We start from the raw sequence: 26,906 nt of genomic DNA on the forward strand, positions 1-26,906 counted from the left end.
GGTCACCCTCCAGGTGCGGTTCAGCGGTTCGGCCAGCGGGGCCGGTGGTTCAGCGGGGCACCGGTTCGGCTGGGTGGGGTCATCCTCGCATTGGTGTGGGTCAGACCGTGCGGCGGCGGAGGGTGGCGGCGCCCAGGGCGAGGACGAGTACGGCACAGCCGGCGACGATGACGACGTCGCGTACGAAGTCGCCGGTGACGGAGGCGTGGCGGAGGACTTCGTTCATGCCGTCGACGGCATACGACATGGGCAGGACATTGGAGGTGGCCTCGAGGACGGGCTGCATCTGGTCGCGCGGGGTGAACAGGCCGCAGAGGAGGAGCTGGGGGAAGATCACGGCCGGCATGAACTGGACGGCCTGGTACTCGGAGGCCGCGAAGGCCGAGACGAAGAGGCCGAGTGCGGTGCCGAGCAGGGCGTCGAGGAGGGCGACAAGGAGCAGCAGCCAGGCGGAGCCGGTGACGTCGAGGCCGAGGGCCCAGAGGGCGAGGCCGGTGGCGAGGACCGACTGGATGGCGGCGAGGGTGCCGAAGGCGATGGCGTAGCCGACGATCAGGTCGCCCTTGGCGAGGGGCATGGCGAGGAGGCGTTCGAGGGTGCCGGAGGTGCGTTCGCGCAGAGTGGCGATGGAGGTCACGAGGAACATCGTGATGAGGGGGAAGATGCCGAGGAGGGAGGCGCCGATGGAGTCGAAGGTCTGCGGGCTGCCGTCGAACACGTAGCGCAGGAGCAGCAGCATCACGCAGGGGACCAGGAGCATCAGGCCGATGGTGCGGGGGTCGTGGAGGAGCTGCCGTAGGACGCGGGCCGCGGTGGCGAGGGTGCGGTAGATGTTCATCGGGGGCTCCTGCTGCGGTCGTTCCGGGGGGTGTTCGCCGGGCTCTCGGCGTTGTTCGCCTCGCTCTGGGCCGCGTTTGCCTGGTCGACCAGGTGGAGGAAGGCCGCTTCGACCGTTTCGCAGCCGGTGCGGGTGCGCAGGGCGTCGGGGGTGTCGTCGGCGAGGAGTTCGCCTTCGCGCATCAGGAGGAGGCGGTGGCAGCGTTCGGCCTCGTCCATGACGTGCGAGGAGACGAGGATCGTGGCGCCGCGGTCGGCGGCGATGGTGTGGAAGAGGTTCCACAGGTCTCGGCGGAGTACGGGGTCCAGGCCGACGGTCGGCTCGTCGAGCACGAGGAGTTCCGGGGTGTCGAGCAGGGCCACCGCCAGGGAGACGCGGCTGCGTTGGCCTCCGGAGAGGTGTCCGGCCAGGGAGTCGGCGTGGGACGTGAGGTCCACGTCGGAGATGGCTCGGGTGACGGTGTCGTGGCGGCGTTGTGCGGCGGGGCCGTGGCCGGGGTCGAGGACGGCGGCGAAGTAGTCCAGGTTCTGGCGGACCGTCAGGTCGTCGTAGACCGAGGGGTCCTGGGTCACGTAGCCGATGCGGGAGCGGAGTTCGCGGGCGCCGGCGGGGCGGTCGAGGACGTTCAGGGTGCCGGTGACCTGGGCCTGGGTGCCGACGACTGAGCGCATCAGGGTGGATTTGCCGCAGCCCGAGGGGCCGAGGAGGCCGGTGATCTGGCCTGGGGGGACGGTGAAGGTGAGGTTGCGGAGGACTTGGCGGGGGCCTCGGGTTACGGAGAGGTCCTTCGCCTCGATCGCTGGCAGGTGATTATTCATCATGCGATGATTATTGCTCGCCCGGGGGCAGGGGCGTCAAGGGGTAGCTCCTCTGAGGTTCGGTACTCCGCAGCTTTGGGGTGCTCTGCGGTCGGCCGCCGCCTGGCCCTTTGGGTTTCGGCGCTCGGCAGGTGGCGTTGTGCCCACCTGTTCCGCCGTGTGGAACGCCTGCCCACAACAGGGGCTGCCGCGGGGGGGGCTCACATGAGGGGCGCCGACGCTTGTGGGGGAAGAGGGAGTGACGTCGGCCGTCGGGCTGACCATGCTCGTGTGCGAGGCCGTGCGGGCCTATGGGATCGGCTCGCTCGGGGGTGCTCGTGCTCGGGGCGGGGCTGCTGCAGGTCGGGGTGGGGGTGTTACGGCTCGGGTGATGGTTCCGGGCCGTGTCCGTGGCGGTGGTGCGGGGGGGGGTGCTAGCGGGCATCGGGCTCGTGCTGATCGCCGGGTAGCTGTGCGCGATGGGGGACGCCGAAGCGCCCGCGGGCGCTGGGCGCCAAGCTCCTCGGGCTCATCCGGCTCGGCGGGGGCGCCGGTCCCGTGGCCCTTGCGGTCGGGGGCGGGGTCGTGCTCGGCCTGGTGCTCTGGTTGCGGTGGCGGCGCGGTGTCCGGGTTGTGCCTGCGCCGCTTGGTCGCGGTGGGGCTCGCGGCGGTCGTGGTCGCGCTGTTGCGGCTGCCGGTCCGGCGGGGCGAGGTGCGAGGGCTCGTGGAGGCCGTGCGGCGGCCGGGGGCGGCGGAGTTCGCGTGGCTCACGGGAGTGGGCGTGGTCGGTGCTGTCCTCGCCTTCGCGCTGATCGCGTCCGCGGAGTCGCTGTTCAGTGCGGCGGCGGTGGACCGGCTGCACCAGGGCCGCGTACCGACTACGGCAAAGACTCATCGCGCAGGGTACGGGCAATGCCGTTTGTGGGGCGCTCGGTGCGCTGCCGATGGCCGCGGTGATCGTACGGTCGGCAGGTGGATCATGCGTGTGCGGCGGCGCTCGAGGGGTGGGTCGAGCGGTGGCGGGCGTCTGGCGTTGTGGCATCGGTGCCGGGCGCGTGGCTCAGCCCTTGCGCTTCCTCCGGGACGGGTTGCCCGTGCGGCGGGATGTGCGCTTCGCGTACTGGTCGCGGGCCGTCTCGTACTCCTCGCGGTGGAGTTTCTCGCCGGGGGCCTCGGTGAGGGAGCGGAGGAAGTAGGCGAGGAGCGAGCCGATGAAGCCGATGGCCATCAGGCCGCGCATCGATGACTGGGACGCCGGGTCGTGGCGTCGGGTGAAGCCGTCCCAGGTGCGCCGGAAGGCGATCGCGCTGCAGATCGCGAACATGACGACCATCAGGACGTTCACGAAGGTGCCTACGTCGGCGATCGCCATGCCCTCGTACGCGAAACGCAGCACGAAGCAGCCGGCCACGGCCGCGAGGAGCGAGCCGGCCGCGGCTCCGGCGCGGCGTGCGGCATAGCCGTTGTCGTGGGCGACCCAGGTCGTGCCGAAGAAGCGGAGGGGTTCGGGCTGCGGGCCGGGGGCCGTCGCGTCCGTGCGGTCGGGGGTGCTGGAATCTGCGCTCACCCTCCGAGTATCGCCCGGGGCGGCACCGTGCGGGCGCGCCCTATTCGTCCCCCGCCTTGCCCTGCCGTACCACTCGGCAGCTAGTTTGTGCGGCAGGACAGGTAAATGGGCTCATGCGGCAACTGGTGCACGGGGGACGGGGAGGTCGGGGAGAGTGTCGCTCCGCGGAGGTGACCCAGCCGAGATCGGCGGCTATCCGCTCGAGGCGCGGCTCGGTTCGGGCGGCATGGGCACGGTCTTTCTGGCGCGTACGGCTTCGGGGCGGCCCGTGGCGATCAAGCTGATCCACCAGCAGTTCGCCGGGGACGAGGAGTTCCGCATCCGCTTCCGGCAGGAGGTGGCGGCGGCGCGGCGGGTGAGCGGCGCGTTCACCGCCGCGGTGGTCGACGCGGACCCGGAGGCCGAGCATCCCTGGATGGCGACGGCCTATATAGAGGGGCACACGCTCGCCCAGCGCATCGCCAAGCGGGGCCCGCTGGCCGGTGCGGAGCTGCGCACGCTCGCCATCGGTCTGACGGAGGCGCTGCGGGACATCCACCGGGTGGGCGTCGTGCACCGCGACCTGAAGCCGTCGAACGTCGTGCTCTCCCCCGAGGGCCCGCGCGTCATCGACTTCGGCATCTCGCGCGCGACGGATCAGCAGACGCTGACGATGACGGGGCGGGTGATCGGTACGCCGCCGTTCATGTCGCCGGAGCAGTTGCAGGCGCCGCGGGGGGTCGGGCCGCGGTCGGACGTCTTCTCGCTCGGCACGCTTCTTGTGTACGCGGCCACCGGGCAGGGGCCCTTCGACGCGGACAGCCCGTATATGACGGCGTATCAAGTAGTGCACGAGGCACCGTCGTTGGGGTCGGTCCCCGCGGCGCTGCGGGCGGTCGTCGAGCCGTGCCTCGACAAGGACCCCGATGCGCGGCCGTCGGCGGACGAGCTCCTGGAGCGGTTGCGGGACCTGCCGGTCGAGATGGGGGCGGCGGGCGCGGGCGGCAGTCGTACGCGGGACACGGATACGCAGCATCATCGGTCGACCGGCGGGGACACCGGTTCCGGGGGCGGCGACACGGGTTCCGGGGCTGGAGCCCCGGACGGGTCCGAGACGTCCATCCGCCGCCGGTTGCGCCGCCGTTGGCGCCCGGTGCTTGCCGCGGCGCTCGCCGTGGCCGCCATCGGGGGCGGGGTCGCGTGGCTTCAACTGGACGGGTCCGAAGCCCCTGCCGCCGACGACGGCAAGGAACGGACCGTGGCCGCGGCGGGTGTCCCCCTGCCCGACGGCTATCACCCGTGGCGCAGGACCGTGCCCAACGGCTCGAACCCCCCGGACGAGCTGCGCTGCGTACCGCGCGGCGACGCGTTGTACTGCGGAGGCGGTGGTGTCGTCGCGACCCGGATGCGGATCTCCGACGGCAAGGAGATCTGGAAGGTGAAGAGCGGCGGCGTACCGGTCGAGGGCATGCACATCGTGGGCGCCACGGACGACACGGTCCTTGCCTACCGCCCGCCGACCGACGCGGACGGGGCGACCGACGCGACGACCGAGGTCGTGGCGCTGGACGCGGAGACCAGCAAGGAGCTGTGGTCCGCCGGCTCCGGCTCGCAGTCGACGGGGCTGACGGGCCGGACCCAGGACGCCGTCCTTTTCGGCTCCCGCGTCCTGACCGTCAATCCGGAAGGCACCCATGTCGAGGCCCGCGAGGCCCGCGGCGGCGACTTGCTCTGGTCGACGCCGATGCCTGCGGGCTCGGAGTGCGCGCCCTTCACCGCGGGCGAGCGGCTGTACGCCCTGTGCGCGCCGCAGGCCGAGGTCGACAGTCTTGAGCTGAACCACCCTGTCGTGCACACCGTCGACCCGGAGTCGGGCGCGCTCGACACGGGCGTCGCGGTCAAGGGGCCTGTGCAGCCGGTGGGCGGCGACGACGGCGGGCTCGTACTGCTTCATCAGCGTATGAAGGGGCCGGAGTTCCTCGGGTACGACCAGGTGGTGCGGGTCGACACGGGCCGCCGTGACGTGTCGTACCGGCCGCTGCGGACCACGTACGCGGCGACGCCCGGTATGGCCGGCGGAACCGTCTACTTCGCCGGGTCGACCGGTCTCATCAGCGCGGTTGATCCCGCGACGGGGCGGCAGAAGTGGGCCCGGCAGACGAATGTGGACAGCGCTTCGGGGCCGGTCGCCGGGGACGGCGTCCTGTACTTCAGCTCGGCCAGTGGGCGGGTCGTGGCGCTGACGCCGGGCGGCAGGACGCTGTGGAACGGCGATCCGCGGGCCGATGGTCTTGGCGGCGGGGTGAACGCGAGTCCGCGTGTGGTGGTTTCTGGGCGGGTCGTGGTGGTGGCTGCCGCCGGGAACACGGTGTTCTCGTTCGACGCGAAGAAGCCGCCGAAGTCCGGATGATCCGGGTGAGGGCCTCGGCGGCTTCTTCTCTTTGAGCGGGTGTGCTCAGCAGCGCGTGGCCACGTAGCCGTCGCTGCCGGTGCGGACGTACGTGTCCGATACGTAGCGGCCGCTGCCGATGCGGTCCCAGATGCTGGAGGTGCCGGTCGGGCCCGTCACCTTCTCGCCCGGGCGCTGGCAGTAGAGCGTGACTCGGGTGCCTGCCGAGAGGCGGCCGACCTTGGCGTAGGAAGTACCGGGGCCGGAGCGGACGTTGACGTCTGCGGCTATGGGGTACGACTTCGCTGCCGCGGCCTCAGCGGACTCCGGTGCTATGACGTTCTCGCTCATGCTTCTCTCCCCCGTGAAGCAGGGGCGGCTTGGGGCCGCCCCTGGCTTGTTCGTCACTGGTGTGGACGCGTGGGGGTGGTGGGGTGGTTGCACGTACCGCAGATCACCGGCTTCGCCGAGTTCGTCCTCAAACGCCGGACGGGCTGGATGGACTCAGCCCAGCTTCGAGACGTCCCGCACCGCGCCCCTGTCCGCGCTCGTCGCCATCGCCGCGTACGCCCGCAGTGCCGCCGAGACCTTGCGCTCGCGGGACTTGGGGGCGTAGACGCCGGCCAGAGCCTCGCGGCGGGCTGCCAACTCGGCCTCGGGGACCAGGAGTTCGATGCCGCGGTTGGGGATGTCGATGCGGATGCGGTCGCCGTCCTCGACCAGGGCGATGGTGCCGCCGGATGCCGCCTCGGGCGACGCGTGGCCGATCGAGAGGCCCGACGTGCCGCCGGAGAAGCGGCCGTCCGTCACCAGGGCGCAGACCTTGCCGAGGCCGCGGCCCTTGAGGAAGGAGGTGGGGTGGAGCATCTCCTGCATGCCCGGGCCGCCCTTGGGGCCCTCGTAGCGGATGACCACCACGTCGCCCGGCTTGACCTGCTTGTTGAGGATCTTTTCGACGGCCTCTTCCTGCGACTCGCAGACCACGGCCGGGCCCTCGAACGTCCAGATCGACTCGTCGACGCCCGCCGTCTTCACGACGCAGCCGTCCTGAGCCAGATTGCCCTTCAGGACCGCGAGGCCGCCGTCCTTCGAGTACGCGTGGGCCACGTCCCTGATGCAGCCGCCCGCGGCGTCCGTGTCCAGGGTGTCCCAGCGCTCCGACTGGGAGAAGGCCTGCGCGGAGGGCTTGCAGCCCGGGGCCGCGTGCCACATCTCGACGGCCTCGGCGGAGGGCGAACCGCCGCGCACGTCCCAGGTGTCCAGCCAGTCCTTGATGGACTTGGAGTGGACCGAGCCCACGTCCTCGTGCAGCAGGCCCCCGCGGTACAGCTCGCCGAGGAGCGCGGGGATGCCGCCGGCGCGGTGCACGTCCTCCATGTAGTACGTGCCGCCGGGCGCCACGTTCGGCGCGACCTTGGCCAGGCAGGGGACGCGGCGCGAGACGGCGTCCATGTCGGCGAGGGTGTATTCGAGCTCGGCCTCCTGCGCGGCGGCCAGCAGGTGCAGGATCGTGTTCGTGGAGCCGCCCATGGAGATGTCGAGCGCCATGGCGTTGTCGAAGGCGGCGCGCGTGGCGATGGAGCGCGGCAGGACCGACGCGTCGTCCTCGTAGTAATAGCGCTTGGTGATCTCGACGACCGTCTCGCCGGCGTTCTCGTACAGCGCCTTGCGGCCCGTGTGCGTGGCGAGCATCGAGCCGTTGCCGGGGAGGGAGAGGCCGATCGCCTCGGTCAGGCAGTTCATCGAGTTCGCCGTGAACATGCCGGAGCAGCTGCCGCAGGTCGGACAGGCGTTCTCCTCGATACGGAGGATGTCCTCGTCCGAGATGCTCTCGTCCACGGCGTCGCTGATCGCGTTGACCAGGTCCAGTTTGCGGACCGTGCCGTCGACCAGCGTGGCCTTGCCGGCCTCCATCGGGCCGCCGGAGACGAAGACCGTCGGGATGTTGAGACGCAGGGCCGCGTTCAGCATGCCGGGGGTGATCTTGTCGCAGTTGGAGATGCAGATCAGGGCGTCGGCGCAGTGGGCCTCCACCATGTACTCCACGCTGTCCGCGATCAGGTCGCGGGAGGGCAGCGAGTAGAGCATTCCGCCGTGGCCCATCGCGATGCCGTCGTCCACGGCGATCGTGTTGAACTCGCGGGGGATGCCGCCCGCGGCCTTGATCGCCTCGGAGACGATCCGGCCGACCGGCTGCAGGTGGGTGTGGCCCGGGACAAATTCGGTGAAGGAATTGGCGACGGCGATGATCGGCTTACGCCCGATGTCCGCGCCGGGTACACCGGAGGCGCGCATAAGGGCGCGGGCGCCCGCCATGTTGCGGCCGTGGGTGACAGTGCGGGACCTGAGCTCGGGCATCGTCGCTCGCTCCTTCAGGGATCTTCGGAGAGACTTCGGAGATTCAGACAGATAAGACTCGACTGTTGTCGAGCGTACGCCGACCCTCCACGATCTGGACAGGCTGTCCGGATAGCGGGACGGCCGTCTCGGTGAGCGGCCCACGAAGAGGACGCGTACGTACCGGGCTCACGGCCCCGCCAGGTGCCTCTGCACCACCGGCGCGATCCGCGCGATGATCACTTCCGCGTCCGCGGAGGCCAGCGGCTCCACCTGGATCACGTACCGCAGCATCGCCGTGCCCACGAGCTGCGCGGCCGCGAGCTCCGCCCGCAGCTCCGCGTCCGGCTGGTCGATGCGGCGCGCCACCTTGCCGAGCAGCTGCGTCACGATGAGGCGGCGGAAGACCGCGGCCGCCGTGTCGTTGTTCACCGCGGAGCGCACGATCGCCAGGAGCGGGACGCGGGTCGCCGGGTTCTCCCAGACGCCGAAGACGAAGCGGGTAAGACGCTCGCCGACCTCGTCGAGCGGGCCGTCCTCGACCGCCGCGGGCGCCTCAAGGGCGGGCGCGAAGGCGACCTCGATCGCCGAGGCGAAGACCTGCTCCTTGGTCCCGAAGTAGTGGTGCACGAGCGCCGAGTCCACCCCGGCCGCCTTCGCGATCCCGCGCACGGAGGTCTTCTCGTACCCACGTGCGGAGAACTCGGTGCGGGCCGCCTCCAGGATCCGGTCCCGCATCGCGGGCCCCTCGGCCGACTGCATACGCGACGGACGCCCCCTGCGCCGCGGAGCCGCATCTCCCTCGGCCGCGCCGCCCTTCGCCGCGCCGCCCCGTGCCGCCGCCGTCACGACCGGGGCACCTGCACCGCGGACGCCAGATGCAGCCGCGTATAGGCGAGGGCCTCGGCGAGATCGGCCTCACGTTCGGCGCTGGACATCGCACGCCGCGTATTGACCTCGATGACGACGTGCCCGTCGAAACCGCTCGTCGCGAGGCGTTCGAGCAGCTCGGCGCAGGGCTGTGTGCCGCGGCCCGGCACCAGGTGCTCGTCCTTGGCCGAGCCCTTGCCGTCGGCGAGGTGGACATGGCCGAGGCGGGCGCCCATGCGGTCGATCATCTGCAGCGCGTCCGTGCGGGCGGTCGCGGTGTGGCTGAGGTCGATCGTGAAGTGGCGGTAGTCGTCCTTGGTGACGTCCCAGTCGGGGGCGTACGCGAGCATCTCGCGGTCGCGGTAGCGCCACGGATACATGTTCTCGACAGCGAAGCGGACGTCCGTCTCGTCGGCCATCCGCCAGATGCCCTCGACGAAGGCGGACGCGTACTGCCGCTGCCAGCGGAAGGGCGGGTGCACGACGACCGTCGAGGCGCCCAGCTTCTCGGCGGCGGCCTGGGCGCGCTGGAGCTTCACCCAGGGGTCCGTGGACCACACGCGCTGCGTGATCAGCAGACATGGCGCGTGCACGGCGAGGATCGGGATCTGGTGGTAGTCGCTCAGCCTGCGCAGGGCCTCGATGTCCTGGCTGACGGGGTCGGTCCAGACCATGACCTCGACGCCGTCGTACCCCAGGCGCGCGGCGATCTCGAAGGCCGTCGCCGTCGACTCCGGATAGACCGAGGCGGTCGACAGGGCGACCTTCGCATCCGGGATGCGCACCACTGGTTCTGCCACGAGGGACAGCGTACGGGCCCTTGCGCGACGCCGGGGAGGTGGTCTGCCGCAGTGGCCTACGTCACCGGCCCGCCGGTCACGGGCTCACGTCCTCAGGCGCTGGGAGGTGATCGAGCCGCCGCAGGATCACGCCCTCGCGCAGCGCCCAGGGGCAGATCTCCAGGGTCTCGACGCCGAACAGATCCATCGCGCCCTCCGCGACGAGCGCCCCCGCGAGCAGCTGTCCGGCCCGCCCTTCGGAGACCCCCGGCAGCTCGGCGCGCTCCGCCGCCGTCATCGCGGCCAGCTGCGGAACCCAGTCCTCCAGGGACTTCCGCTTCAGCTCACGCTGTACGTAGAGGCCATCGGCCGAGCGCGCGGCGCCGGCCAGCCTGGCGAGCTGCTTGAACGTCTTCGAGGTCGCCACGACATGGTCCGGGCTGCCGAAGCGGCTGAACTCCCCCACCGTGCGGGCGATCTGGGCGCGCGCATGCCGTCGCAGCGCCTTCACGTCGTGCGGGGCCGGCGGGTCCTCGGCCAGCCAGGCCGAGGTGAGCCGGCCCGCGCCGAGCGGCAGGCTGACCGCCGCGTCCGGTTCCTCGTCGATGCCGTACGCGATCTCGAGAGACCCACCGCCGATGTCGATGACCAGGAGCTTCCCCGCCGACCAGCCGAACCAGCGGCGGGCCGCCAGGAAGGTGAGCCGGGCCTCCTCGGCGCCGGTGAGGACCTGCAGGTCGACGCCGGTCTCCTCCTTCACGCGGGCGAGCACCTGGTCCGCGTTGCTGGCCTCGCGGACCGCGGAGGTGGCGAAGGGCAGCAGGTCCTCCACGCCCTTGTCCTCGGCCGCCTCCAGGGCGTCACGGACCGTGGCGACGAGCCTTTCGACGCCTTCGGGGCCGATGGCTCCCGCCTCGTCGAGGAGTTGGGCGAGGCGCAGGTCGGCCTTGTGCGAGTGCGCGGGCAGCGGGCGTGCGCCGGGGTGGGCGTCCACCACCAGCAGATGCACCGTGTTCGAACCTACGTCGAGGACACCGAGTCTCATATACGGAACGCTACTGCTCGTACGGCGGTCGCTGGTCCTCGGACCGGGTACCGCGCGCATACCCTGGAGTCGTGCCAAAGACGAAAAAGGCGAAGACCGACAAAACGAAGTCGAAGAAGAAGTCGGGGAAGCCGGAGAAGGTGCAGAAGTCCCAGCCGGACGAGAAGGGCCTCGACTTCGCCCGTGCCTGGGTGGAGTTCCCGGATCCCGCGGACGACGAGCAGGTCTTCCGTTGTGATCTGACATGGCTGACCTCTCGGTGGAGCTGCATCTTCGGAAGCGGCTGCCAGGGCATCCAGGCGGGCCGGGCGGACGACGGCTGCTGCACGCTGGGCGCGCACTTCTCGGACGAGGACGACGAGAAGCGGGTCGCCGGGTTCGTGGCACGGCTCACGCCGGACATCTGGCAGCACCACGACATCGGCACGGAGACCGGCTGGGTGTCGACGGACGAGGACGGCGAGCGCCAGACCCGCCCGTACAACGGCTCCTGCATCTTCCAGAACCGCCCCGGGTTCGCGGGCGGCGCGGGCTGCTCGCTGCACATCCTGGCCCTCAAGGAGGGCCGCGAGCCGCTGGAGACGAAGCCGGACGTGTGCTGGCAGCTGCCGGTGCGGCGGACGTACGACTGGATCGACCGGCCCGACGACACGCGGGTTCTGCAGGTGTCGATCGGTGAGTACGACCGGCGTGGCTGGGGCCCCGGCGGGCACGATCTGCACTGGTGGTGCACGTCGGCGACGTCGGCGCACGGTGCGGGGGATCCGGTGTACGTGTCCTACCGCCCCGAGCTGACGGAGATGATGGGCAAGGCGGGCTACGACCGCCTTGCCGAGCTGTGCGAGGAACGACTGGCGTCGCAGCTGCCGCTGGTGGCGCCGCATCCTGCCGATCCGGCTCGGTGACTGGGCGAGGGCCTGCTCGCCCTCAATCGCCGGACGGGCTGAATCAGCCCTCACTCGGGCTCGGCTCCCCGCTGCCGTCGGTCGGTGACGGGGTGGGGGTCGGAGTCGGGTCCGTGGGAGTCGGCGTCGGCTCCGGGTCCGACGGCGTAGGCGTGGGAGTAGGTGTCGGCGTCGGGTCCGTAGGCGTAGGGCGCGGGACCGGTGTCGTCGGGCCCGTCGCACGCCCGTACCCGTCGATCGACACGATCGCCCCCGCGGGGGCGATGGACACGCGCGCGCTCCAGTGCCCCGCGGGCTCACGGTCGTGGTCCACGTACACCCGGAGCGTGAACGTCTCGCCCGGCGAGAGCGTTCCGGAGGAGCGGCTCAGGTAGAGCCAGGAGGCGCCGGCGCTCGCCGACCAGCGGACCGGCTCACCCCCGGAGGCCCTCAGCGTGATCAGCGTCGTGCCGCCGCTCGGCTGTGCCGCCACGGTGAGGCGGCCGGGCCCCGTCGAGGAGTGCGACGGCGGCGAGCCGCCGCTGATGACCTCTACGGAGACGTCCGGTGAGCGGCTGCCCGCGGTGAACCGCGGGTCCGGCGGCGTCTGCGCGTTGCCCGCGTTCTCGTAGTCCTCACGGCGCCGGTCGCCGTCCATGCCGTCGGAATCGCCCGCCTCGGTGGCGCTGACGGAGGTGCCGTCCGCGCCCTCTCCGGTCAGCGGCGCCCCGCGGTATGCCGCCCAGAGGGCGAGCACCGGGGCGGCGATCACGGTGGCGACGACCGTTGTCGTCACGGCACGCGCGCGTAGCCGGTGGCGGCGGGCGGCGTGGTCCTTGGGGTCCATCGGGAAGCCCCGCCGGTCGAAGCGCGGAGCGCCGCCACGCGCGCGCGGGACATGCGCCATCGCCACGTGCACGGCGGGGCGCGGCGCCGCGACGACGGGCAGCGCGGCCGGCGAGGCCGCCGTGCCGGGCCACGCCCCGGAGCCCGCGCGCTCGGCGGTGAGCCGGCAGCGCGGGCAGTCGTCGACGTGCCGGACGAGCTCGCGGCGCAGGGCCGTGCCCAGGAGGAGCTGGTTGTCGCCGGTGAGGCGGGCGACGATCGGGCAGGTGCCGGTCTCCACGACGGCGAGCGCGGCCCGGGTGCGCTCCACCTCGCAGGCGGCGGACGCGAGGAGGTCGCGGGTCCTGCCGAGGTCGAGGCCGACGACGGCTGCGACCTCCTGGGGGGCAAGCTGGTGGCGTACGGCGAGCTCCAGGGCCTCCCGCTGCTCTGGAGTCGTCCCCGCGGCCTCGGGCCAGGCCAGCTGGGCGAGTTCGCGGCGCCGCTGCCGGTCCGTCTCGTCGTCCGGCTGTTGCGCGGCGGAAGCGGAGGCCTTCGGAGAGGCACTCCCGCCGGAGGCGTGCGCGCCGCCCTGCCGCTTGCGTCTGGCGTCGGCGAGCGCGCGCAGGCAGACCCAGCGCGCGAGCGCGTACAGCCAGGGTCTGAGTTCGGACGCGGCGGCGGGACCGCGCGAGCCGCGGCGCTCGGCGATGGCCAGTACGTCGCCCAGGGCGGTGGTCGCGGCGTCGTGATCACAGAGGACGGACAGGCAGTACGTGAACAGGCCGTCCAGACAAGGTTCGTAGCGTGCGGGCGGCGCGTGCGGCACCGAGCGGGGCACTACGCGCTGGCGCGCGTCTCTGTGCGCCCGGTGTGCGCCGGTTGCTTGCGTGGGGGATTCCGGCCTGCTGCTCATCACCCGTGCGAAGTTAGGCGGATGATGCCGGGTCCCTCCTCCCTCTTGAGCACATTTAATCCTTACGGGTGAACAGATCCCTCAAAAGGGGACAGGAACCCATGATTCCGTGACCCGCGCCCCCTCGGCACCGGCGCGCGTACCGCGTTGTCAGTGCTGCCCGCTACGGTTCGGTTCATGGCTGCCCGTACGAAGTCGAGCAAGGACCGGCCGTCCTACCGCTGCACCGAGTGCGGCTGGCAGACGGCCAAGTGGCTCGGCCGCTGCCCCGAATGCCAGGCCTGGGGGACGGTCGAGGAGTACGGCGCGCCCGCTGTCCGCACCACCGCCCCCGGCCGCGTCACCTCCTCCGCCCTGCCCATCGGCGAGGTCGACGGCCGCCAGGCCACCGCACGCTCCACCGGAGTGCCCGAGTTCGACCGCGTCCTGGGCGGCGGCCTCGTCCCCGGCGCCGTGGCGCTGCTCGCGGGCGAACCGGGCGTCGGCAAGTCGACGCTGCTCCTGGACGTCGCGGCGAAGTCGGCGAGCGACGAGCACCGCACGCTCTATGTCACCGGCGAGGAGTCGGCGAGCCAGGTCCGGCTGCGCGCCGACCGCATCAAGGCCATCGACGACCACCTCTACCTGGCGGCGGAGACCGATCTCGCCGCCGTTCTGGGCCACTTGGACGCGGTGAAGCCGTCCCTCCTGATCCTCGACTCGGTCCAGACGGTCGCGTCGCCGGAGATCGACGGGGCGCCCGGCGGCATGGCCCAGGTCCGCGAGGTGGCCGGCGCGCTGATCCGCGCCTCCAAGGAGCGTGGCATGTCGACGCTCCTGGTCGGCCATGTCACCAAGGACGGCGCGATCGCGGGACCGCGCCTCCTGGAGCACCTCGTGGACGTCGTCCTGTCCTTCGAGGGCGACCGCCACGCCCGCCTCCGCCTCGTCCGAGGCGTCAAGAACCGCTACGGGACGACGGACGAGGTCGGCTGCTTCGAGCTGCACGACGAGGGCATCACCGGCCTCACCGACCCCAGCGGCCTCTTCCTCACCCGCCGCGCGGAGGCCGTCCCCGGCACCTGTCTGACGGTCACGCTGGAGGGCCGCCGCCCCCTGGTGGCCGAGGTCCAGGCGCTCACGGTCGACTCGCAGATCCCCTCCCCGCGCCGCACCACATCGGGCCTGGAGACCTCCCGCGTCTCGATGATGCTGGCCGTTCTGGAGCAGCGCGGCCGCATCACGGCACTCGGAAAGCGCGACATCTACAGCGCCACGGTGGGCGGCGTGAAGCTCTCCGAGCCGGCCGCGGACCTCGCCATCGCGCTCGCCCTGGCCAGCGCGGCGAGCGACACCCCGCTGCCCAAGAACCTGGTCGCGATCGGCGAAGTGGGCCTCGCGGGCGAGGTCAGACGGGTCACGGGCGTCCAGCGCAGACTGGCCGAGGCGCACCGTCTGGGCTTCACGCACGCCCTCGTTCCCGCCGACCCCGGCAAGGTCCCGCCCGGCATGAAGGTCACCGAAGTCGCCGACATGGGGGACGCGCTGCGCGTGCTTCCGAGGTCGCGTCGCAGAGAGGCCCCACGGGAGGAGGAAGACCGCCGGTAGACTTTGCCCTGGTCTCGCCCATCCGTACGAAGCAGTCGTACGGACCGGGGCTTGGACAACCCGCGACCCGAGGAGTGCAGTGGCAGCCAACGACCGGGCGTCAGCTCCCGGCAAGCCCGGTGGAAGCTCCGGTGCAGATGGGCTGATGCGCGCCTCCCTGAGCGCGGTCGCGCCGGGCACAGGCCTGCGCGACGGCCTCGAGCGGATCCTCCGCGGCAACACCGGTGGGCTCATCGTCCTCGGCTGGGACAAGACCGTCGAATCGATGTGTACGGGCGGCTTCATCCTGGACGTCGAGTTCACGGCGACGCGGCTGCGCGAGCTCTGCAAGCTCGACGGCGGCATCGTCATCGACAAGGACGTCACCAAGATCCTGCGGGCGGGCGTGCAGCTCGTCCCCGACCCGACGATCCCCACCGAGGAGACGGGCACCCGGCACCGCACCGCGGACCGCGTGTCCAAGCAGGTGGCCTTCCCCGTGGTCTCCGTCTCCCAGTCCATGCGCCTGATCGCGATCTACGTGGACGGACAGCGCCGCGTCCTGGAGGACTCGGCGGCGATCCTGTCCCGCGCGAACCAGGCGCTCGCGACCCTGGAGCGCTACAAGCTCCGCCTCGACGAGGTCGCGGGCACGCTCTCCGCCCTGGAGATCGAGGACTTGGTGACGGTCCGCGATGTCACGGCGGTCGCCCAGCGCCTGGAAATGGTGCGCCGCATCGCCACGGAGATCGCCGAGTACGTGGTGGAGCTCGGAACCGACGGCCGTCTTCTCGCCCTCCAGCTGGACGAGTTGATCGCGGGCGTCGAGCCGGAGCGCGAACTGGTGGTCCGGGACTACGTCCCGGAGCCGACCGCGAAGCGCTCCCGCACGGTGGACGAGGCGCTCTTCGAACTGGACGCGCTGAGCCATGCGGAGCTGCTTGAACTGCCGATCGTGGCACGGGCGTTGGGCTACACCGGATCCCCGGAGGCCCTTGACTCCGCGGTCTCGCCGCGGGGCTTCCGCCTCCTGGCGAAGGTGCCGCGGCTGCCGGGCGCGATCATCGACCGCCTTGTCGAGCACTTTGGCGGACTGCAGAAGTTGCTCGCTGCGAGCGTCGATGATCTGCAGACAGTGGACGGGGTGGGGGAGGCGCGCGCACGTAGCGTGCGCGAGGGGCTTTCGCGGCTTGCGGAGTCGTCGATCCTGGAGCGGTACGTCTAGTAGATGGTGCGGCTGGGTGGGTGGTGAGTTTCCCGCCCACCCAGCCGATTACCCGGCGGCCGGCCGGCCGTCAGCCCTCTTCAAGCACGAACGACGCCTGCGCCGACCCCAGGCCAGGGGACTTGGCCTCGACGAGATACGTCCCCGGGTCCGCGCCCCCAGCGGACGGCGTCGCGCACCGCGGCTCGCTCGCCCGGCGGTCCCACTCCACGGTGTGCGTGACGCGCCCGTCCCCCGGCACGCGCAGCAGCAGGCTGCCGCCCCCGGCAGGGCAGTCCGCCGACGACCAGATCTCCTTGTCGCCCTCGGTCTGAGTGATCGTCAGGACCGTTTCCTTGCCGCCGAGATCCACCTTGCAGGCCTTGCCCGCACTGTTCTGGGCGATGATCTCGAACTTCGGCTTCTCACCGATCTCGTACGTGTTCTGGACGCTGCGCAGCTTCAACTTCACATCGCCGCGCACACAGTCGGGCAGCCGCGACCCCGCGGGCAGCTGACCGCCCGCGCCGCCACCGCCCTTGGCGCCGTCGTCCGACCCGCTGCCGTCACCGCCGCCGGAGGCACCGTCGGAGGCACCGGAGCCCGAGCCGTCTCCTGAACCGCCGCCCGAGCCCGAGCCGCCTCCGGAGCCCTCGTCGTCCGACTCGTCGCGCCCGCCCGGGTGTTCACTGATGGCGGGCCCGGAGCCGGAGGGGCCGGGTGTGATGGATGTGGCGGGCCCGGAACCTGACGGCCCGTCGGCGGTGTTCTTCCCGCCTCCGCCGCCCATCGTCAGCACCCACACGGCGAGGAGCGCGAGCAGCCCGACAAGGGACAGCAGAACGGCCCTCCGACGCCAGTAAATGGTGGAGGGAAGCGGCCCGACCGGATTGCGCAGAGATCCCACGCCCAAACCTTACGAGAGATCCGGGCCTTCTCCTGCCCCACCCGCCGCCCCGGGCAACAAAGTTTGCGGATCATCATCTCGGAACGGCCCACTCCGCTTACCCCGGCTACAGCCCGTTCCCCCCTCACCCCTGTCTGTCGTCAGGGGTCGGGACAGGTCGATCGCCGGATGTGACGATTCGGGCCCACTCCGTACCGTCCGTAATCATGGACACCATGACCGACGATCTCTACCGCGACATCACCGAATTCGCCCACGACACCCCGGCCTGGGTGCAGCACACCGCCGAGGTGTGGACGGAGCTGGGACTGCTGCTCTTCGGCGTGCTCTTCATAGTCGCCTGGTGGCGCTCCCGGCGCGGTGACCCGCGCGCCGTAGCGATAGCGGTGCTCGCCCCGCTCGTCACCGCGGTGGCGTATGTGTGCAGCGAGTTGATCAAATCGGGGATCGACGAGGAGCGCCCGTGCCGGGCGGTCTCCGGGGCACTCGCACCGCTCGTCGCGTGCCCGCCGCACGGCGACTGGTCCTTCCCCAGCAACCACTCGACGATCGCCGGTGCCGCGGCGGTCGCCCTCGCTGTCGCCTGGCCGCGCATCGCCGCGCTGACGCTGCCGATGGCCGTGCTCATGGCCTTCTCTCGGGTCTTCGTGGGCGTGCACTATCCGCACGACGTGGCCGTCGGCCTGATCCTCGGCGCCGTGCTGGCTTTCCTGCTCGTCCGTCTGGCCACTCGGCCCGTGGCGCGGGTCGTCGAGAGCATGCGGGGGTCCTCGACCGGGGTCGTCCGGTGGTTCGCGGGGCCGGGCCCGGCGACGTACGCGACACCGCACGTGCCTGTGTCGCACCGCCGCTGAGGGTTCCGCGGGGCGCGGGCAGTGCATATCTGCGGGTGGTGTCTTGGTTGCTCGCGCCCCGCGGCGGAGCCGCTCACGTCACAGCCCCGCGCCCCTTCGTGGCGCGGCATTCAACTCCCCACAAGCCCCGCCTCGTACGCCACGATCGCTGCCTGAACGCGGTTCTTGACCCCGAGCCGGTCGAGGACCGCGCTCACATAGGCCTTCACGGTCCCCTCGACGAGATGCAGCCGGGCGGCGATCTCCGGATTGGAGAGCCCCTCCCCCACCAGGCCGAGCACCTCCCGCTCCCGTGGGGTCAGGGCGGCCGTCCGGGAGCGGGCCTCCGCACCGCGGCCGACGCGCCGGGCGCCGTAGCCGTCGATGACGTGCCGGGCCACCTTCGGCGAGAGGAAGGCCGCGCCGCCCGCCACCGCGCGTACGCCCGCGATGAGTTCATGCGGATCGCCGGACTTCAGCAGGAACCCCGTGGCTCCCCCGCCGAGCGCCCGTGCGATGTACGCGTCCTCGGAGAACGTCGTCAGCATCGCGACGGCGGTGCCCGGCACCGTCCGTACGATCTCCTCGCCCGCGGCGAGACCGTCGAGCCCCGGCATCCGGATGTCGAGCAGCGCGACATCGGGCCGGTGGGCCTGGGCGACCTCCACTGCCGCGCGCCCGTCGGCCGCCTCCGCGACGACCTCGATGTCCTCGCCCGCGCCGAGGATCGCGCGGACGCCCGCGCGGATCATCGCCTCGTCGTCGGCCAGCAGTACGCGGATCACCGCACCCACTCCTTCTCCTCTTCCAACGCCTTGTCGCGGGCCCCGGCTTTCGGGATCACGCTCTTCTCCACAACAGCCCCGCCCTCGAAACAGACCCTGAAGTGCTCGACGGTGACGAAGAGTTCACCGCTCGCGCGGTAGTAGCGGCAGTCGGCGCCCGCCGGCGGCGGGCTCGGGGCGCGCTCCTTCGGCGGATCGGACGCGGCCCGGTCCGGCAGCAGCCGCTCGGCCGCGTCCTGCGGCTGTCCGACGCGCAGCCGCGCGTAGTCGGCCGGTTCGAGGACCGAGTGCGAGCGGGAGTACGCGTACCAGGCGAAGGCGCCGCCGACGAGGAGGACGCCGGTGGCGACGGCGGCCCCGAAGGCGAGAGCCGTCCGCCGTCTCGCGTACGAGATGACGGCGCCGCCCGGAGCGGGGGCGGGCGCAGGGGTGGTGTGCCCTGCGGGGAGCCGTGCGACGACGCGGAAGCCGTCGCCGTGCGGGCCTGCGTCGAGGGTGCCGCCGAGGTCGCAGAGCCGGGCCTTCAGCCCGGCGATGCCCGAGCCGCCGCCGGGTGCGGGGGCTGCCGGTTCCTCGGCGGGGCCGTTGGTCACGGTCACGACGGTCGTGCCCGTGACCGCGTCCCGCGCGCTCTCGACCGTCACCGGGGCGCCGGGGGCGTGCCGGGCGGCGTTGGTGAGGGCTTCCTGGACGACTCGGTGGACGGTGCGTTCGGACTCCGTCCCGGTCGACTCGGGGCGCGTCGCGTCACCCTCGGCGATGTACCTGACCGGGAGGCCCGAGCCTGCCGCGCGCTCGACCAACTCCGCGACGGTCTCGCCCGCCGGGGCGAGCGGCGCGGCCTCGTCGCCGTCTTCTCTGAGCAGCCCGATGATCTCGTGCAGCCGGTCCGTGGCGTCCGATGCGGCGGCGCGGAGGTCTGCGACGGCGGCGCGGTGCGGGTCCGGCAGATCAGCGGCGACCTGCAGCGCACCGGCCCGGACCGCGATGAGACTCAACTCGTGCCCCAGGGAGTCGTGCATGTCCTGGGCGATCCTGGCCCGCTCCCGCAGCCGGGCGCGATCGGCGACGATGCGCTGCTCGCGCTCCAGGTGGCCGGCGCGGGCCCAGCCGGCGGCGGCGAGTTCGCGTCCCTGGCGCCAGTAGCGGCCTGCGAGCCAGGGGAAGACGGCCCCGAAGAGCAGGGTCCCCATCAACACGAGCCACTCGACGACGGGGTCGACGCCCCGCACGGCAATCTTGGCGGTGCCGACAATTGCGATCCCCGCGAAGGCGATGACGGCGGGCCGAACGCGCTCGGCCCTGCGGCCCATCAGCAGCGCGAAGAGGGCGAGGGCGCCGCCGTACGAGACCGTGAACAGGGAAGGGGCGAGGGCGAGCCCCAGCCCGGCCACGACCACGAAGGCACCCAGCGGGTACCGCCGCCAGATACCCACGGCAACGGCCAGCGCCCCGAGCCCCGCCACCTCCAACCCGACCGACCGAGGCTCATTCAGCCCCACCCGGTCCACACCGACAGCAGGCAGGGCAACCCCCACCCAGGCCCCCACATCCACCCACCACCGCCGACTCACCCCCTCGACGCTACTTCCCTCCGCCCGACAACACCCCTGCCAAAAGTCAGGACTTCCCCTTGCCCCTCCGCCTTGCTTCATCGGAACCCGGCATCGGGGCTGTGCCCACCCGTTCCGCCCTGCGGAACGCCTGCCCACAGCAGGGGGGGGGGCAGGCGGCGGCATAAGCGGGGGGGGCGGGACCGCTGCCCACAGCGGCGGAGGGCCGGGGCATGGCAGTGGGGTGACTCGCCGGGGTGGGTGGGGGAGGTGGCGGGATCGCATCTGCGCCCCGCCCAAGACGAACCGCCCCGCCCGCCGCAGGCGACATCGCCGTGCCCACCTCCAGGTTGGCCCAACGCCCGCCGCCCCCGTGGCAGGATCGTCCTGCCATGACTGCGCCCACGAAGCCCATGCCCATGTCCACGCCACTGTCCACGCCCGACGCCGAGTCCCCGTACGGGGACGCCGGCAAGGCCCTGCACAGCCCCGTCATCGCCTGGTTCGACGCCAACGCCCGGGATCTGCCATGGCGTCGGGCCGACGCCGGTCCCTGGGGCGTGATGGTCAGCGAGTTCATGCTGCAGCAGACGCCGGTGAACCGCGTCCTGCCCGTGTACGAGCAGTGGCTCGCCCGCTGGCCCCGCCCCGCGGACCTCGCCAAGGAAGCCCCGGGCGAGGCCGTCCGCGCCTGGGGACGCCTCGGCTACCCCCGCCGCGCGCTCCGGCTGCACGGCGCCGCCGTCGCCATAACGGAGCGGCACGGCGGCGACGTACCGACCAGGCACGCACAGCTGCTCGCCCTGCCCGGTATCGGTGAGTACACGGCGGCGGCCGTGGCGTCGTTCGCGTACGGGCAGCGGCATGCCGTCCTCGACACCAACGTGCGGCGGGTGTTCGCGCGCGCCGTCACGGGCGTGCAGTACCCGCCGAACGCCACCACCGCCGCCGAGCGCAAGCTCGCCCGCGCCCTGCTCCCCGAGGACGAACGCACCGCGTCCCGCTGGGCCGCCGCGTCCATGGAGCTCGGCGCCCTCGTCTGCACCGCCAAGAACGAGGACTGCTCCCGCTGCCCCATCGCACAGCAGTGCGCCTGGCGGACGGCGGGGAAGCCCGCGCACCAGGGCCCGGCCCGCAAGGGCCAGACGTACGCGGGCACGGACCGCCAGGTCCGGGGCAAGCTGCTCGCGGTGCTGCGCGATGCGGTGGCCCCCGTACCGCAGTCGGCCCTCGACCGGGTGTGGGACGAGCCGGTGCAGCGGGCCCGCTCGCTGGACGGCCTGGTCTCCGACGGCCTGGTGGAGCCGCTCCCGAACGGCTTCTACCGGCTGCCGCTCACCTGACAACTCCCGCCAAAAAGCCCCCGCTTTACGCCTCGCCTGCTTCTGTTACACAACCGACGGAAGGCCGTGCGCCCTCCGCTGGCTGCTCCGCACAGCCCCGTGACAAGCCCTCCGTAACTTCGTTCCCGTACCGCACAGGCAAGGGAAAGCGGTCGAGGGACGTGTCAATCCAGACGCGTCGTCGTGGTTGGCGGAACGGAGGCGGTTGGGTATGGCGCACGGCGAGGTGCTCGAGTTCGAAGAGTACGTCCGCACTCGGCAGGACGCCCTGCTGCGCAGTGCCCGGCGCCTGGTGCCCGACCCGGTCGACGCCCAGGACCTGCTGCAGACCGCACTGGTGCGGACGTACGGCCGCTGGGACGGCATAGCCGACAAGCGGCTCGCGGACGCCTATCTGCGCCGCGTCATGATCAACACGCGTACGGAGTGGTGGCGGGCCCGCAAGCTCGAAGAGGTCCCCACCGAGCAGCTGCCCGACGCGAGCGTGGAAGACTCCACCGAACAGCACGCGGACCGCGCCCTGCTCATGGACATCATGAAGGTGCTCGCACCCAAGCAGCGCAGTGTCGTCGTGCTGCGACACTGGGAGCAGATGTCCACAGAGGAGACGGCCGCCGCACTCGGCATGTCGGCAGGAACGGTCAAGAGCACGCTGCACCGGGCGCTCGCCCGGCTCCGCCACGAGCTGGAGAGCCGGGACAGCGAGGAACCCGCGGGCGGCACGCTCGAACGTGAGGAGCGGGAGCGTTGCGCGGCCTAAGCACCCGGGCCAGAAGGACCATGAGGGCGGGGAGCACGGCGGTGGCCGTGCTCGCCGCCATCGGCCTTTTGCTCACCGCCTGCTCGGCCGGCGGCTCCGGAACCCGCGACGAGGGCCCGGCCAACCGCGGCGAGACGGTGGTGTCGCCCTCCCCGACCGTGGCGCCGTCGTCATCGGCGGCGCCCGCCCCCGCGGCGGACGTCGACCCCGTGCAGCTCATCAAGAACGACCCGAAGGTCAGCCAGTCGGTCAAGCGCGAGCTGCAGCCCTGCTCGGCCGACGACTACCCCGTCGACGTCTCGTACGGCAACCTGACCGGAGGCTCCGCGTCCGATGTCGTCGTGAACGTCATGGCCTGCGACGACGCCGTCGGCACCGGTACGTACGTGTATCGCGCCGAGGGCAAGAAGTACCAGAATGTCTTCCAGGACGAGGAGCCCCCCGTCTACGCGGAGATCGACCAGGGTGACCTGGTGGTCACCAAGCAGGCGTACCAGAAGGGTGATCCGGTGGAGTACCCGTCCGTCGAGGACGTCATCACCTACCGCTGGACCGCCAACCGCTTCACGGAGACGGACCGCCACCGCACTCACTACGGCAGAGCGGCGGGCGGCGACGCTCCCGCCCCGACGGAGAACTGAGAGAGCACCCGATGGCTGAGCACACCCACGTCCTGTTCGTCGAGGACGACGACGTCATCCGTGAGGCGACGCAGCTCGCGCTCGAACGGGACGGGTTCGTGGTCACCGCGATGCCCGACGGCCTGCTCGGCCTGGAGGCGTTCCGCGCCAACCGCCCCGACATCGCGCTGCTCGACGTGATGGTGCCCGGCCTCGACGGCGTCTCGCTGTGCCGCCGCATCCGCGACGAGTCCACGGTCCCGGTGATCATGCTCTCCGCGCGTGCCGACTCCATCGATGTCGTCCTCGGCCTGGAGGCGGGCGCCGACGACTACGTGACCAAGCCGTTCGACGGCGCCGTGCTCGTCGCCAGGATCCGCGCCGTGCTGCGCCGCTTCGGCCACGCGAGCGGGCCGAACGCGGCGCCCGCGGCCGGCGAGGCCGGCGCGCCGGACGGCGGCGTGCTGCACTTCGGCGATCTGGAGATCGACACGGAGGGCATGGAGGTCCGCAGGGCCGGCGCTCCGGTGGCGCTGACACCGACCGAGATGCGGCTGCTCCTGGAGTTCTCCTCCGCGCCCGGCACGGTCCTCTCCCGCGACAAGCTCCTCGAGCGGGTGTGGGACTACGGCTGGGGCGGGGACACGCGCGTCGTCGACGTCCATGTGCAGCGGCTGCGTACGAAGGTGGGCCAGGACCGCATCGAGACGGTCCGTGGCTTCGGCTACAAGCTCAAGGCGTGAGGGACATTCACCGCCAGGCGGATCGCAGGGGACGCATATGAGCAGGGGGACGCTGGGCTCCCGGCTGCGCCGGACGGTTGGCTGCCGGCTGCGCACCGGCGTGCGCTGGAAGATCAGCGCGGCGATCGCCCTGGTCGGCGCGCTGGTCGCGGTGGCGCTCAGCCTTGTCGTACACAACGCGGCACGCGTCTCGATGCTCGACAGCGCGCGCGATTTCCAGGACACGAAGCTCGCGTACATGCAGCGGGGCTACGAGAACTCCGCCGGGCGGGCCGTCGGCTTCAAGATCGACGACCCGGCTCTGCCGGACGGGCTGCGGGACAAGGTCGTGGCCGGGCGGCGCGGGACCTTCGTGGAGGAGCACGCCCACGGAGTGCCGGACATCTGGGCGGCCGTGCCGCTCAGCGACGGCCGCATCCTGTCGCTGCACACGCCGCTGCCCGACCGCAGCACCACCGTCATGAAGGACCTCGACCAGGCCCTGGTGATCGGCTCGATCTCGGTCGTCTTCGGCGGCTGCGCGCTCGGCGTGCTGATCGGCGGCCAGCTGTCACGGCGGCTGCGCAAGGCGGCGGCGGCGGCGCAGGACGTCGCCCAGGGGCAGACGGACGTCAGCGTACGAGAGGCCATCGGCGGCGTCGTACGCGATGAGACCGATGATCTGGCGCGGTCGGTGGACGCGATGGCGGACGCCCTGAAGCAGCGCCTCGAGGCCGAGCGGCGGGTGACGGCGGACATCGCGCACGAGCTGCGTACGCCGGTGACGGGCCTGCTCACGGCGGCCGAGCTGCTCCCGCCGGGCCGCCCGACCGAGCTGGTCAGGGACCGCGCGCAGGCGATGCGCACGCTCGTCGAGGACGTCCTGGAAGTGGCCCGCCTCGACAGCGCGGCCGAGCGTGCCGAGCTGCAGGACATCATGCTGGGCGAGTTCGTGACGCGGCGGATCGCGGTGCTGAACGGGGATGTGAAGGTGACGGTGGTGCACGAGTCGGAGGTCACCACCGATCCGCGCCGCCTGGAGCGGATCCTGGGCAACCTCCTCGCCAACGCGGCCAAGCACGGCAAACCGCCGGTCGAGGTCAGTGTCGAGGGCCGCGTGGTGCGGGTCCGCGACCACGGCCCCGGCTTCCCCGCGGGTCTCCTCGCGGAGGGCCCGAGCCGCTTCCGCACCGGCAGTTCGGACCGCGCGGGCGTCGGCCACGGCCTGGGCCTGACGATCGCGGCGGGCCAGGCGCGCGTCCTCGGTGCCCGCCTCACCTTCCGCAACGTGACGCCGGCGGGCGCGGGCCCCGACGACCCGGCGGAGGGCGCGGTGGCAGTCCTCTGGCTCCCGGAACACGCCCCGACAAACACGGGCAGCTTCCCGATCTTGCAATTGCCGGACATGTAGCCACCCCGAGCCGCCTCCGTTGTGGGCAGGCGTTCCGCAGGGCGGAACGGGTGGGCACAACGCCAACTGCCAGGTGCCGAAACCCAAGGGACCAGGCTAAGAAACGGGCCCCCGGCGCCAGAAGGCACCGGGGGCCAGTTCAGCCGGGGTAGGCGGACAACCGCAGGTCAGACGACCTCTGCAACCGTCGACCGCGGCGCAGCCCCCGCGGCGTCCCCAGCCGCACCCTCGACCGGCTTGTCGGCCCCGGTTTCCTTCGGCCCGGAATCCTCCGGCCCGGAGTCCTTCGGCCCGGCCCCCCGCAGCGGGACCTCCTTCACGAAGAAGGCCGCGACCAGAGCGACGACCCCGATCGCCGAGCCCAGCAGGAACGCCGAGTGCGTACCGGAAGACACCGCGTGCTGATACGCGTCCCGCACCGCCTCCGGCAGCTTCGCCAGACTCGCCGCATCCAGCTGCGCCGACTTCTCCGTGACGTTCCCGCCGAGCGACCCGGCCCGCTCCGTCATGACGTCGTTCACCCGGTTGTTGAACAGCGCGCCCATGATCGCGACGCCGAACGAGGAGCCGAGCGTACGGAAGAGGGTGGTCGAGGAGGACCCGACGCCCATGTCCTTCATCTCGACGCTGTTCTGCGCGACCAGCATGGTGATCTGCATCAGGCAGCCCATGCCCGCACCGAGTACGGCCATGTAGAGCCCGGAGGTCACCCGCGAGGTGTCCGTGTCCATCTGGGCCAGCAGGAAGAGCCCCACCACCATCAGCGCACCGCCGACGATCGGGAAGACCTTGTACCGCCCGGTGTTGGTCGTCACCCGCCCCGCGATCAGCGAGACGACCATCATCGCGCCGAGCATCGGAAGCAGCAGGAGCCCGGAGTTGGTGGCCGATGCCCCCTGCACTGACTGCTGGTAGAGCGGCAGGAAGAGCACCGCTCCGAACATCACGAAGCCGGTGATGAAGCCGATGACGGACATCAGCGCGAAGTTGCGGCTCTTGAAGATGTGCAGCGGCATGATCGGCTCGGCCGCCTTCGTCTGGACGAAGAGGAAGCCGATGAGCGAGGCGACGCCGATCCCGATGAGCTCCATGATCACGGCGGAGTCCCAGGCGTACTCCGTGCCGCCCCAGGTGGTGACGAGGACGATGGAGGTGATGCCGACGGTCAGCAGGGCCGCGCCGAGGTAGTCGATCCGTACCTTGGACCGCTTCTTCGGCAGGTGCAGCACCGCGCTCACCGCGAGCAGGGCCACGACGCCGAGCGGCAGGTTGATGTAGAAGGACCAGCGCCAGCCCCAGTGGTCGGTGACGGTGCCGCCGACCAGCGGTCCGCCGATCATGGCGAGCGCCATCACGCCGGCCATCATGCCCTGGTACTTGCCGCGCTCCCGCGGCGGAACGAGGTCACCGATGATCGCCATGACGCCGACCATCAGACCGCCGGCGCCGAGTCCCTGGAGGGCGCGGAAGCCGATGAGCTGGCCCATGTCCTGGGCCATGCCGCTGGTCGCGGAGCCGACCAGGAAGATGACTATGGACGTCATGAAGGCGCCCTTGCGCCCGTACATGTCGCCGAGCTTGCCCCAGATCGGGGTGGAGGCGGCGGTGGCGAGGGTGTACGCGGTGACGACCCACGACAGGTGCTCCAGACCGCCGAGCTCGCCCACGATGGTCGGCATCGCGGTGCCGACGATCATGTTGTCGAGCATCGCGAGCAGCATCGTGACCATCAGCGCCAGCATGACGACGCGCACACTGCGCTGCGGTGGCTCCGCCTTGCCCGCTGGGCTCTCTGGGCCCTCCGCCTGTTCCTTCGGTTCCTTGATCTCCGCCATGTTCCCCACTCCCCGGTAACCCCGACCTCGCCGCTACTTACTTGCCGCCCGGCAAGTTGACTACACTGAGGGAAACTAGACCCCTAACTAGCCGGGCGTCAAGTAAGTAAATTCGAGTCCTTCGAGTCCAGGGATTCGAGC

The 26,906-nt window shown here is 71.6% G+C and carries 23 protein-coding genes and 1 pseudogene; 11 read left to right on the forward strand and 13 right to left on the reverse strand.

Going from position 1 to position 26,906, the window contains the following annotated elements; translation table 11 throughout:
• Window positions 1-100: 100 nt before the first annotated feature.
• On the reverse strand, window positions 101-838 hold the full coding sequence (locus tag OG453_RS01440; protein ID WP_266863649.1) for an ABC transporter permease: 738 nt from the start codon (window positions 836-838) through the stop codon (window positions 101-103).
• On the reverse strand, window positions 835-1,659 hold the full coding sequence (locus OG453_RS01445) for an ABC transporter ATP-binding protein (protein WP_266863651.1): 825 nt from the start codon (window positions 1,657-1,659) through the stop codon (window positions 835-837). Before OG453_RS01445 ends, OG453_RS01440 begins: the two co-directional genes overlap by 4 nt.
• Before the next feature lie 244 nt (window positions 1,660-1,903).
• Between OG453_RS01445 and OG453_RS01450 the strand changes: the two are divergent.
• Window positions 1,904-2,606: pseudogene (locus OG453_RS01450) on the forward strand (SulP family inorganic anion transporter); the annotation flags it as partial.
• Between the two features lie 89 nt (window positions 2,607-2,695).
• Here OG453_RS01450 and OG453_RS01455 read toward each other — a convergent pair.
• Window positions 2,696-3,202 (reverse strand): EamA/RhaT family transporter, encoded by a 507-nt coding sequence (locus OG453_RS01455; RefSeq protein WP_266863653.1) that lies wholly within the window; start codon window positions 3,200-3,202, stop codon window positions 2,696-2,698.
• Window positions 3,203-3,356: 154 nt separating this feature from the next.
• On the opposite strand from OG453_RS01455, the gene OG453_RS01460 reads away from it, so the two are divergent.
• Entirely contained in the window at window positions 3,357-5,591 is a 2,235-nt protein-coding gene (locus OG453_RS01460) for a protein kinase (protein WP_266863655.1), read from the forward strand.
• A 45-nt stretch (window positions 5,592-5,636) separates the two neighbouring features.
• On the opposite strand, the gene OG453_RS01465 is transcribed toward OG453_RS01460, so the two are convergent.
• The 5 genes from OG453_RS01465 to OG453_RS01485 form a co-directional block, all read right to left on the reverse strand.
• Window positions 5,637-5,921 carry an SH3 domain-containing protein gene (locus OG453_RS01465; protein WP_266863657.1) on the reverse strand — a complete coding sequence of 95 codons (285 nt, stop codon included), beginning with the start codon at window positions 5,919-5,921 and terminating at the stop codon, window positions 5,637-5,639.
• A 153-nt stretch (window positions 5,922-6,074) separates the two neighbouring features.
• Entirely contained in the window at window positions 6,075-7,928 is a 1,854-nt protein-coding gene (gene ilvD, locus OG453_RS01470; protein ID WP_266863659.1) for a dihydroxy-acid dehydratase, read from the reverse strand.
• A gap of 168 nt (window positions 7,929-8,096) precedes the next feature.
• Window positions 8,097-8,669: a TetR/AcrR family transcriptional regulator gene (locus tag OG453_RS01475; RefSeq protein ID WP_266869671.1), complete on the reverse strand. Its 573-nt coding sequence runs from the start codon at window positions 8,667-8,669 to the stop codon at window positions 8,097-8,099.
• Between the two features lie 83 nt (window positions 8,670-8,752).
• Window positions 8,753-9,577, reverse strand: coding sequence for a sugar phosphate isomerase/epimerase (locus OG453_RS01480; RefSeq protein ID WP_266863661.1), 825 nt, complete (start codon window positions 9,575-9,577; stop codon window positions 8,753-8,755).
• A 76-nt stretch (window positions 9,578-9,653) separates the two neighbouring features.
• Window positions 9,654-10,601 (reverse strand): Ppx/GppA phosphatase family protein, encoded by a 948-nt coding sequence (locus OG453_RS01485; protein WP_266863663.1) that lies wholly within the window; start codon window positions 10,599-10,601, stop codon window positions 9,654-9,656.
• Between the two features lie 71 nt (window positions 10,602-10,672).
• On the opposite strand from OG453_RS01485, the gene OG453_RS01490 reads away from it, so the two are divergent.
• Complete coding sequence (locus OG453_RS01490; protein WP_266863665.1) at window positions 10,673-11,506, forward strand: hypothetical protein; 834 nt, start codon at window positions 10,673-10,675, stop codon at window positions 11,504-11,506.
• Between the two features lie 43 nt (window positions 11,507-11,549).
• On the opposite strand, the gene OG453_RS01495 is transcribed toward OG453_RS01490, so the two are convergent.
• Complete coding sequence (locus tag OG453_RS01495; protein WP_266863667.1) at window positions 11,550-13,229, reverse strand: hypothetical protein; 1,680 nt, start codon at window positions 13,227-13,229, stop codon at window positions 11,550-11,552.
• A 174-nt stretch (window positions 13,230-13,403) separates the two neighbouring features.
• On the opposite strand from OG453_RS01495, the gene radA reads away from it, so the two are divergent.
• On the forward strand, window positions 13,404-14,813 hold the full coding sequence (radA, locus tag OG453_RS01500) for a DNA repair protein RadA (RefSeq protein WP_266863669.1): 1,410 nt from the start codon (window positions 13,404-13,406) through the stop codon (window positions 14,811-14,813).
• Window positions 14,814-14,892: 79 nt separating this feature from the next.
• Window positions 14,893-16,017, forward strand: a complete 1,125-nt coding sequence (gene disA / locus OG453_RS01505) for a DNA integrity scanning diadenylate cyclase DisA (RefSeq protein WP_266863671.1) — start codon at window positions 14,893-14,895, stop codon at window positions 16,015-16,017.
• 70 nt (window positions 16,018-16,087) lie between these two features.
• Here disA and OG453_RS01510 read toward each other — a convergent pair whose 3' ends face one another.
• Window positions 16,088-16,903, reverse strand: a complete 816-nt coding sequence (locus OG453_RS01510) for a hypothetical protein (protein ID WP_266863673.1) — start codon at window positions 16,901-16,903, stop codon at window positions 16,088-16,090.
• 206 nt (window positions 16,904-17,109) lie between these two features.
• Here OG453_RS01510 and OG453_RS01515 point away from each other — a divergent pair, with 206 nt between their 5' ends.
• Window positions 17,110-17,757, forward strand: coding sequence for a phosphatase PAP2 family protein (locus tag OG453_RS01515; RefSeq protein ID WP_266863675.1), 648 nt, complete (start codon window positions 17,110-17,112; stop codon window positions 17,755-17,757).
• A gap of 110 nt (window positions 17,758-17,867) precedes the next feature.
• Here the strand turns inward: OG453_RS01515 and OG453_RS01520 are convergent, their stop codons facing one another.
• On the reverse strand, window positions 17,868-18,521 hold the full coding sequence (locus OG453_RS01520; RefSeq protein ID WP_266863677.1) for a response regulator transcription factor: 654 nt from the start codon (window positions 18,519-18,521) through the stop codon (window positions 17,868-17,870).
• Window positions 18,518-20,095 carry a sensor histidine kinase gene (locus tag OG453_RS01525; RefSeq protein ID WP_266863679.1) on the reverse strand — a complete coding sequence of 526 codons (1,578 nt, stop codon included), beginning with the start codon at window positions 20,093-20,095 and terminating at the stop codon, window positions 18,518-18,520. The genes OG453_RS01520 and OG453_RS01525 overlap by 4 nt, the downstream gene beginning before the upstream one ends.
• A gap of 398 nt (window positions 20,096-20,493) precedes the next feature.
• On the opposite strand from OG453_RS01525, the gene OG453_RS01530 reads away from it, so the two are divergent.
• From OG453_RS01530 to cseC, 5 genes are all read left to right on the forward strand, one after another.
• Entirely contained in the window at window positions 20,494-21,417 is a 924-nt protein-coding gene (locus tag OG453_RS01530; protein ID WP_266869672.1) for an A/G-specific adenine glycosylase, read from the forward strand.
• 211 nt (window positions 21,418-21,628) lie between these two features.
• Entirely contained in the window at window positions 21,629-22,177 is a 549-nt protein-coding gene (locus OG453_RS01535) for a SigE family RNA polymerase sigma factor (RefSeq protein WP_266863681.1), read from the forward strand.
• A gap of 20 nt (window positions 22,178-22,197) precedes the next feature.
• Window positions 22,198-22,818: a hypothetical protein gene (locus OG453_RS01540; protein WP_266863683.1), complete on the forward strand. Its 621-nt coding sequence runs from the start codon at window positions 22,198-22,200 to the stop codon at window positions 22,816-22,818.
• Window positions 22,819-22,829: 11 nt separating this feature from the next.
• A complete protein-coding gene (cseB, locus tag OG453_RS01545) occupies window positions 22,830-23,540 on the forward strand; it encodes a two-component system response regulator CseB (protein ID WP_266863685.1) in 711 nt (236 codons plus the stop codon).
• Window positions 23,541-23,577: 37 nt separating this feature from the next.
• A complete protein-coding gene (cseC, locus tag OG453_RS01550) occupies window positions 23,578-24,930 on the forward strand; it encodes a two-component system sensor histidine kinase CseC (RefSeq protein ID WP_266863687.1) in 1,353 nt (450 codons plus the stop codon).
• A gap of 167 nt (window positions 24,931-25,097) precedes the next feature.
• On the opposite strand, the gene OG453_RS01555 is transcribed toward cseC, so the two are convergent.
• Window positions 25,098-26,765 (reverse strand): MDR family MFS transporter, encoded by a 1,668-nt coding sequence (locus OG453_RS01555; protein WP_266863689.1) that lies wholly within the window; start codon window positions 26,763-26,765, stop codon window positions 25,098-25,100.
• Window positions 26,766-26,906 lie beyond the last annotated feature (141 nt).

The organism is Streptomyces sp. NBC_01381 (assembly GCF_026340305.1).
Taxonomy (GTDB): Bacteria; Actinomycetota; Actinomycetes; order Streptomycetales; family Streptomycetaceae; genus Streptomyces.

Excerpts from the sequence above, each read along its gene's own strand:
- ilvD (WP_266863659.1), bottom strand. The coding sequence starts at position 7,928 with ATGCCCGAGCTCAGGTCCCGCACTGTCACCCACGGCCGCAACATGGCG.
- OG453_RS01515 (WP_266863675.1), top strand. The coding sequence starts at position 17,110 with ATGGACACCATGACCGACGATCTCTACCGCGACATCACCGAATTCGCC.
- OG453_RS01475 (WP_266869671.1), bottom strand. The coding sequence starts at position 8,669 with ATGCAGTCGGCCGAGGGGCCCGCGATGCGGGACCGGATCCTGGAGGCG.
- OG453_RS01465 (WP_266863657.1), bottom strand. The coding sequence starts at position 5,921 with ATGAGCGAGAACGTCATAGCACCGGAGTCCGCTGAGGCCGCGGCAGCG.
- OG453_RS01445 (WP_266863651.1), bottom strand. The coding sequence starts at position 1,659 with ATGATGAATAATCACCTGCCAGCGATCGAGGCGAAGGACCTCTCCGTA.
- cseB (WP_266863685.1), top strand. The coding sequence starts at position 22,830 with ATGGCTGAGCACACCCACGTCCTGTTCGTCGAGGACGACGACGTCATC.
- cseC (WP_266863687.1), top strand. The coding sequence starts at position 23,578 with ATGAGCAGGGGGACGCTGGGCTCCCGGCTGCGCCGGACGGTTGGCTGC.
- OG453_RS01535 (WP_266863681.1), top strand. The coding sequence starts at position 21,629 with ATGGCGCACGGCGAGGTGCTCGAGTTCGAAGAGTACGTCCGCACTCGG.
- OG453_RS01440 (WP_266863649.1), bottom strand. The coding sequence starts at position 838 with ATGAACATCTACCGCACCCTCGCCACCGCGGCCCGCGTCCTACGGCAG.
- radA (WP_266863669.1), top strand. The coding sequence starts at position 13,404 with ATGGCTGCCCGTACGAAGTCGAGCAAGGACCGGCCGTCCTACCGCTGC.
- OG453_RS01540 (WP_266863683.1), top strand. The coding sequence starts at position 22,198 with ATGAGGGCGGGGAGCACGGCGGTGGCCGTGCTCGCCGCCATCGGCCTT.
- OG453_RS01555 (WP_266863689.1), bottom strand. The coding sequence starts at position 26,765 with ATGGCGGAGATCAAGGAACCGAAGGAACAGGCGGAGGGCCCAGAGAGC.
- OG453_RS01530 (WP_266869672.1), top strand. The coding sequence starts at position 20,494 with ATGTCCACGCCACTGTCCACGCCCGACGCCGAGTCCCCGTACGGGGAC.
- OG453_RS01485 (WP_266863663.1), bottom strand. The coding sequence starts at position 10,601 with ATGAGACTCGGTGTCCTCGACGTAGGTTCGAACACGGTGCATCTGCTG.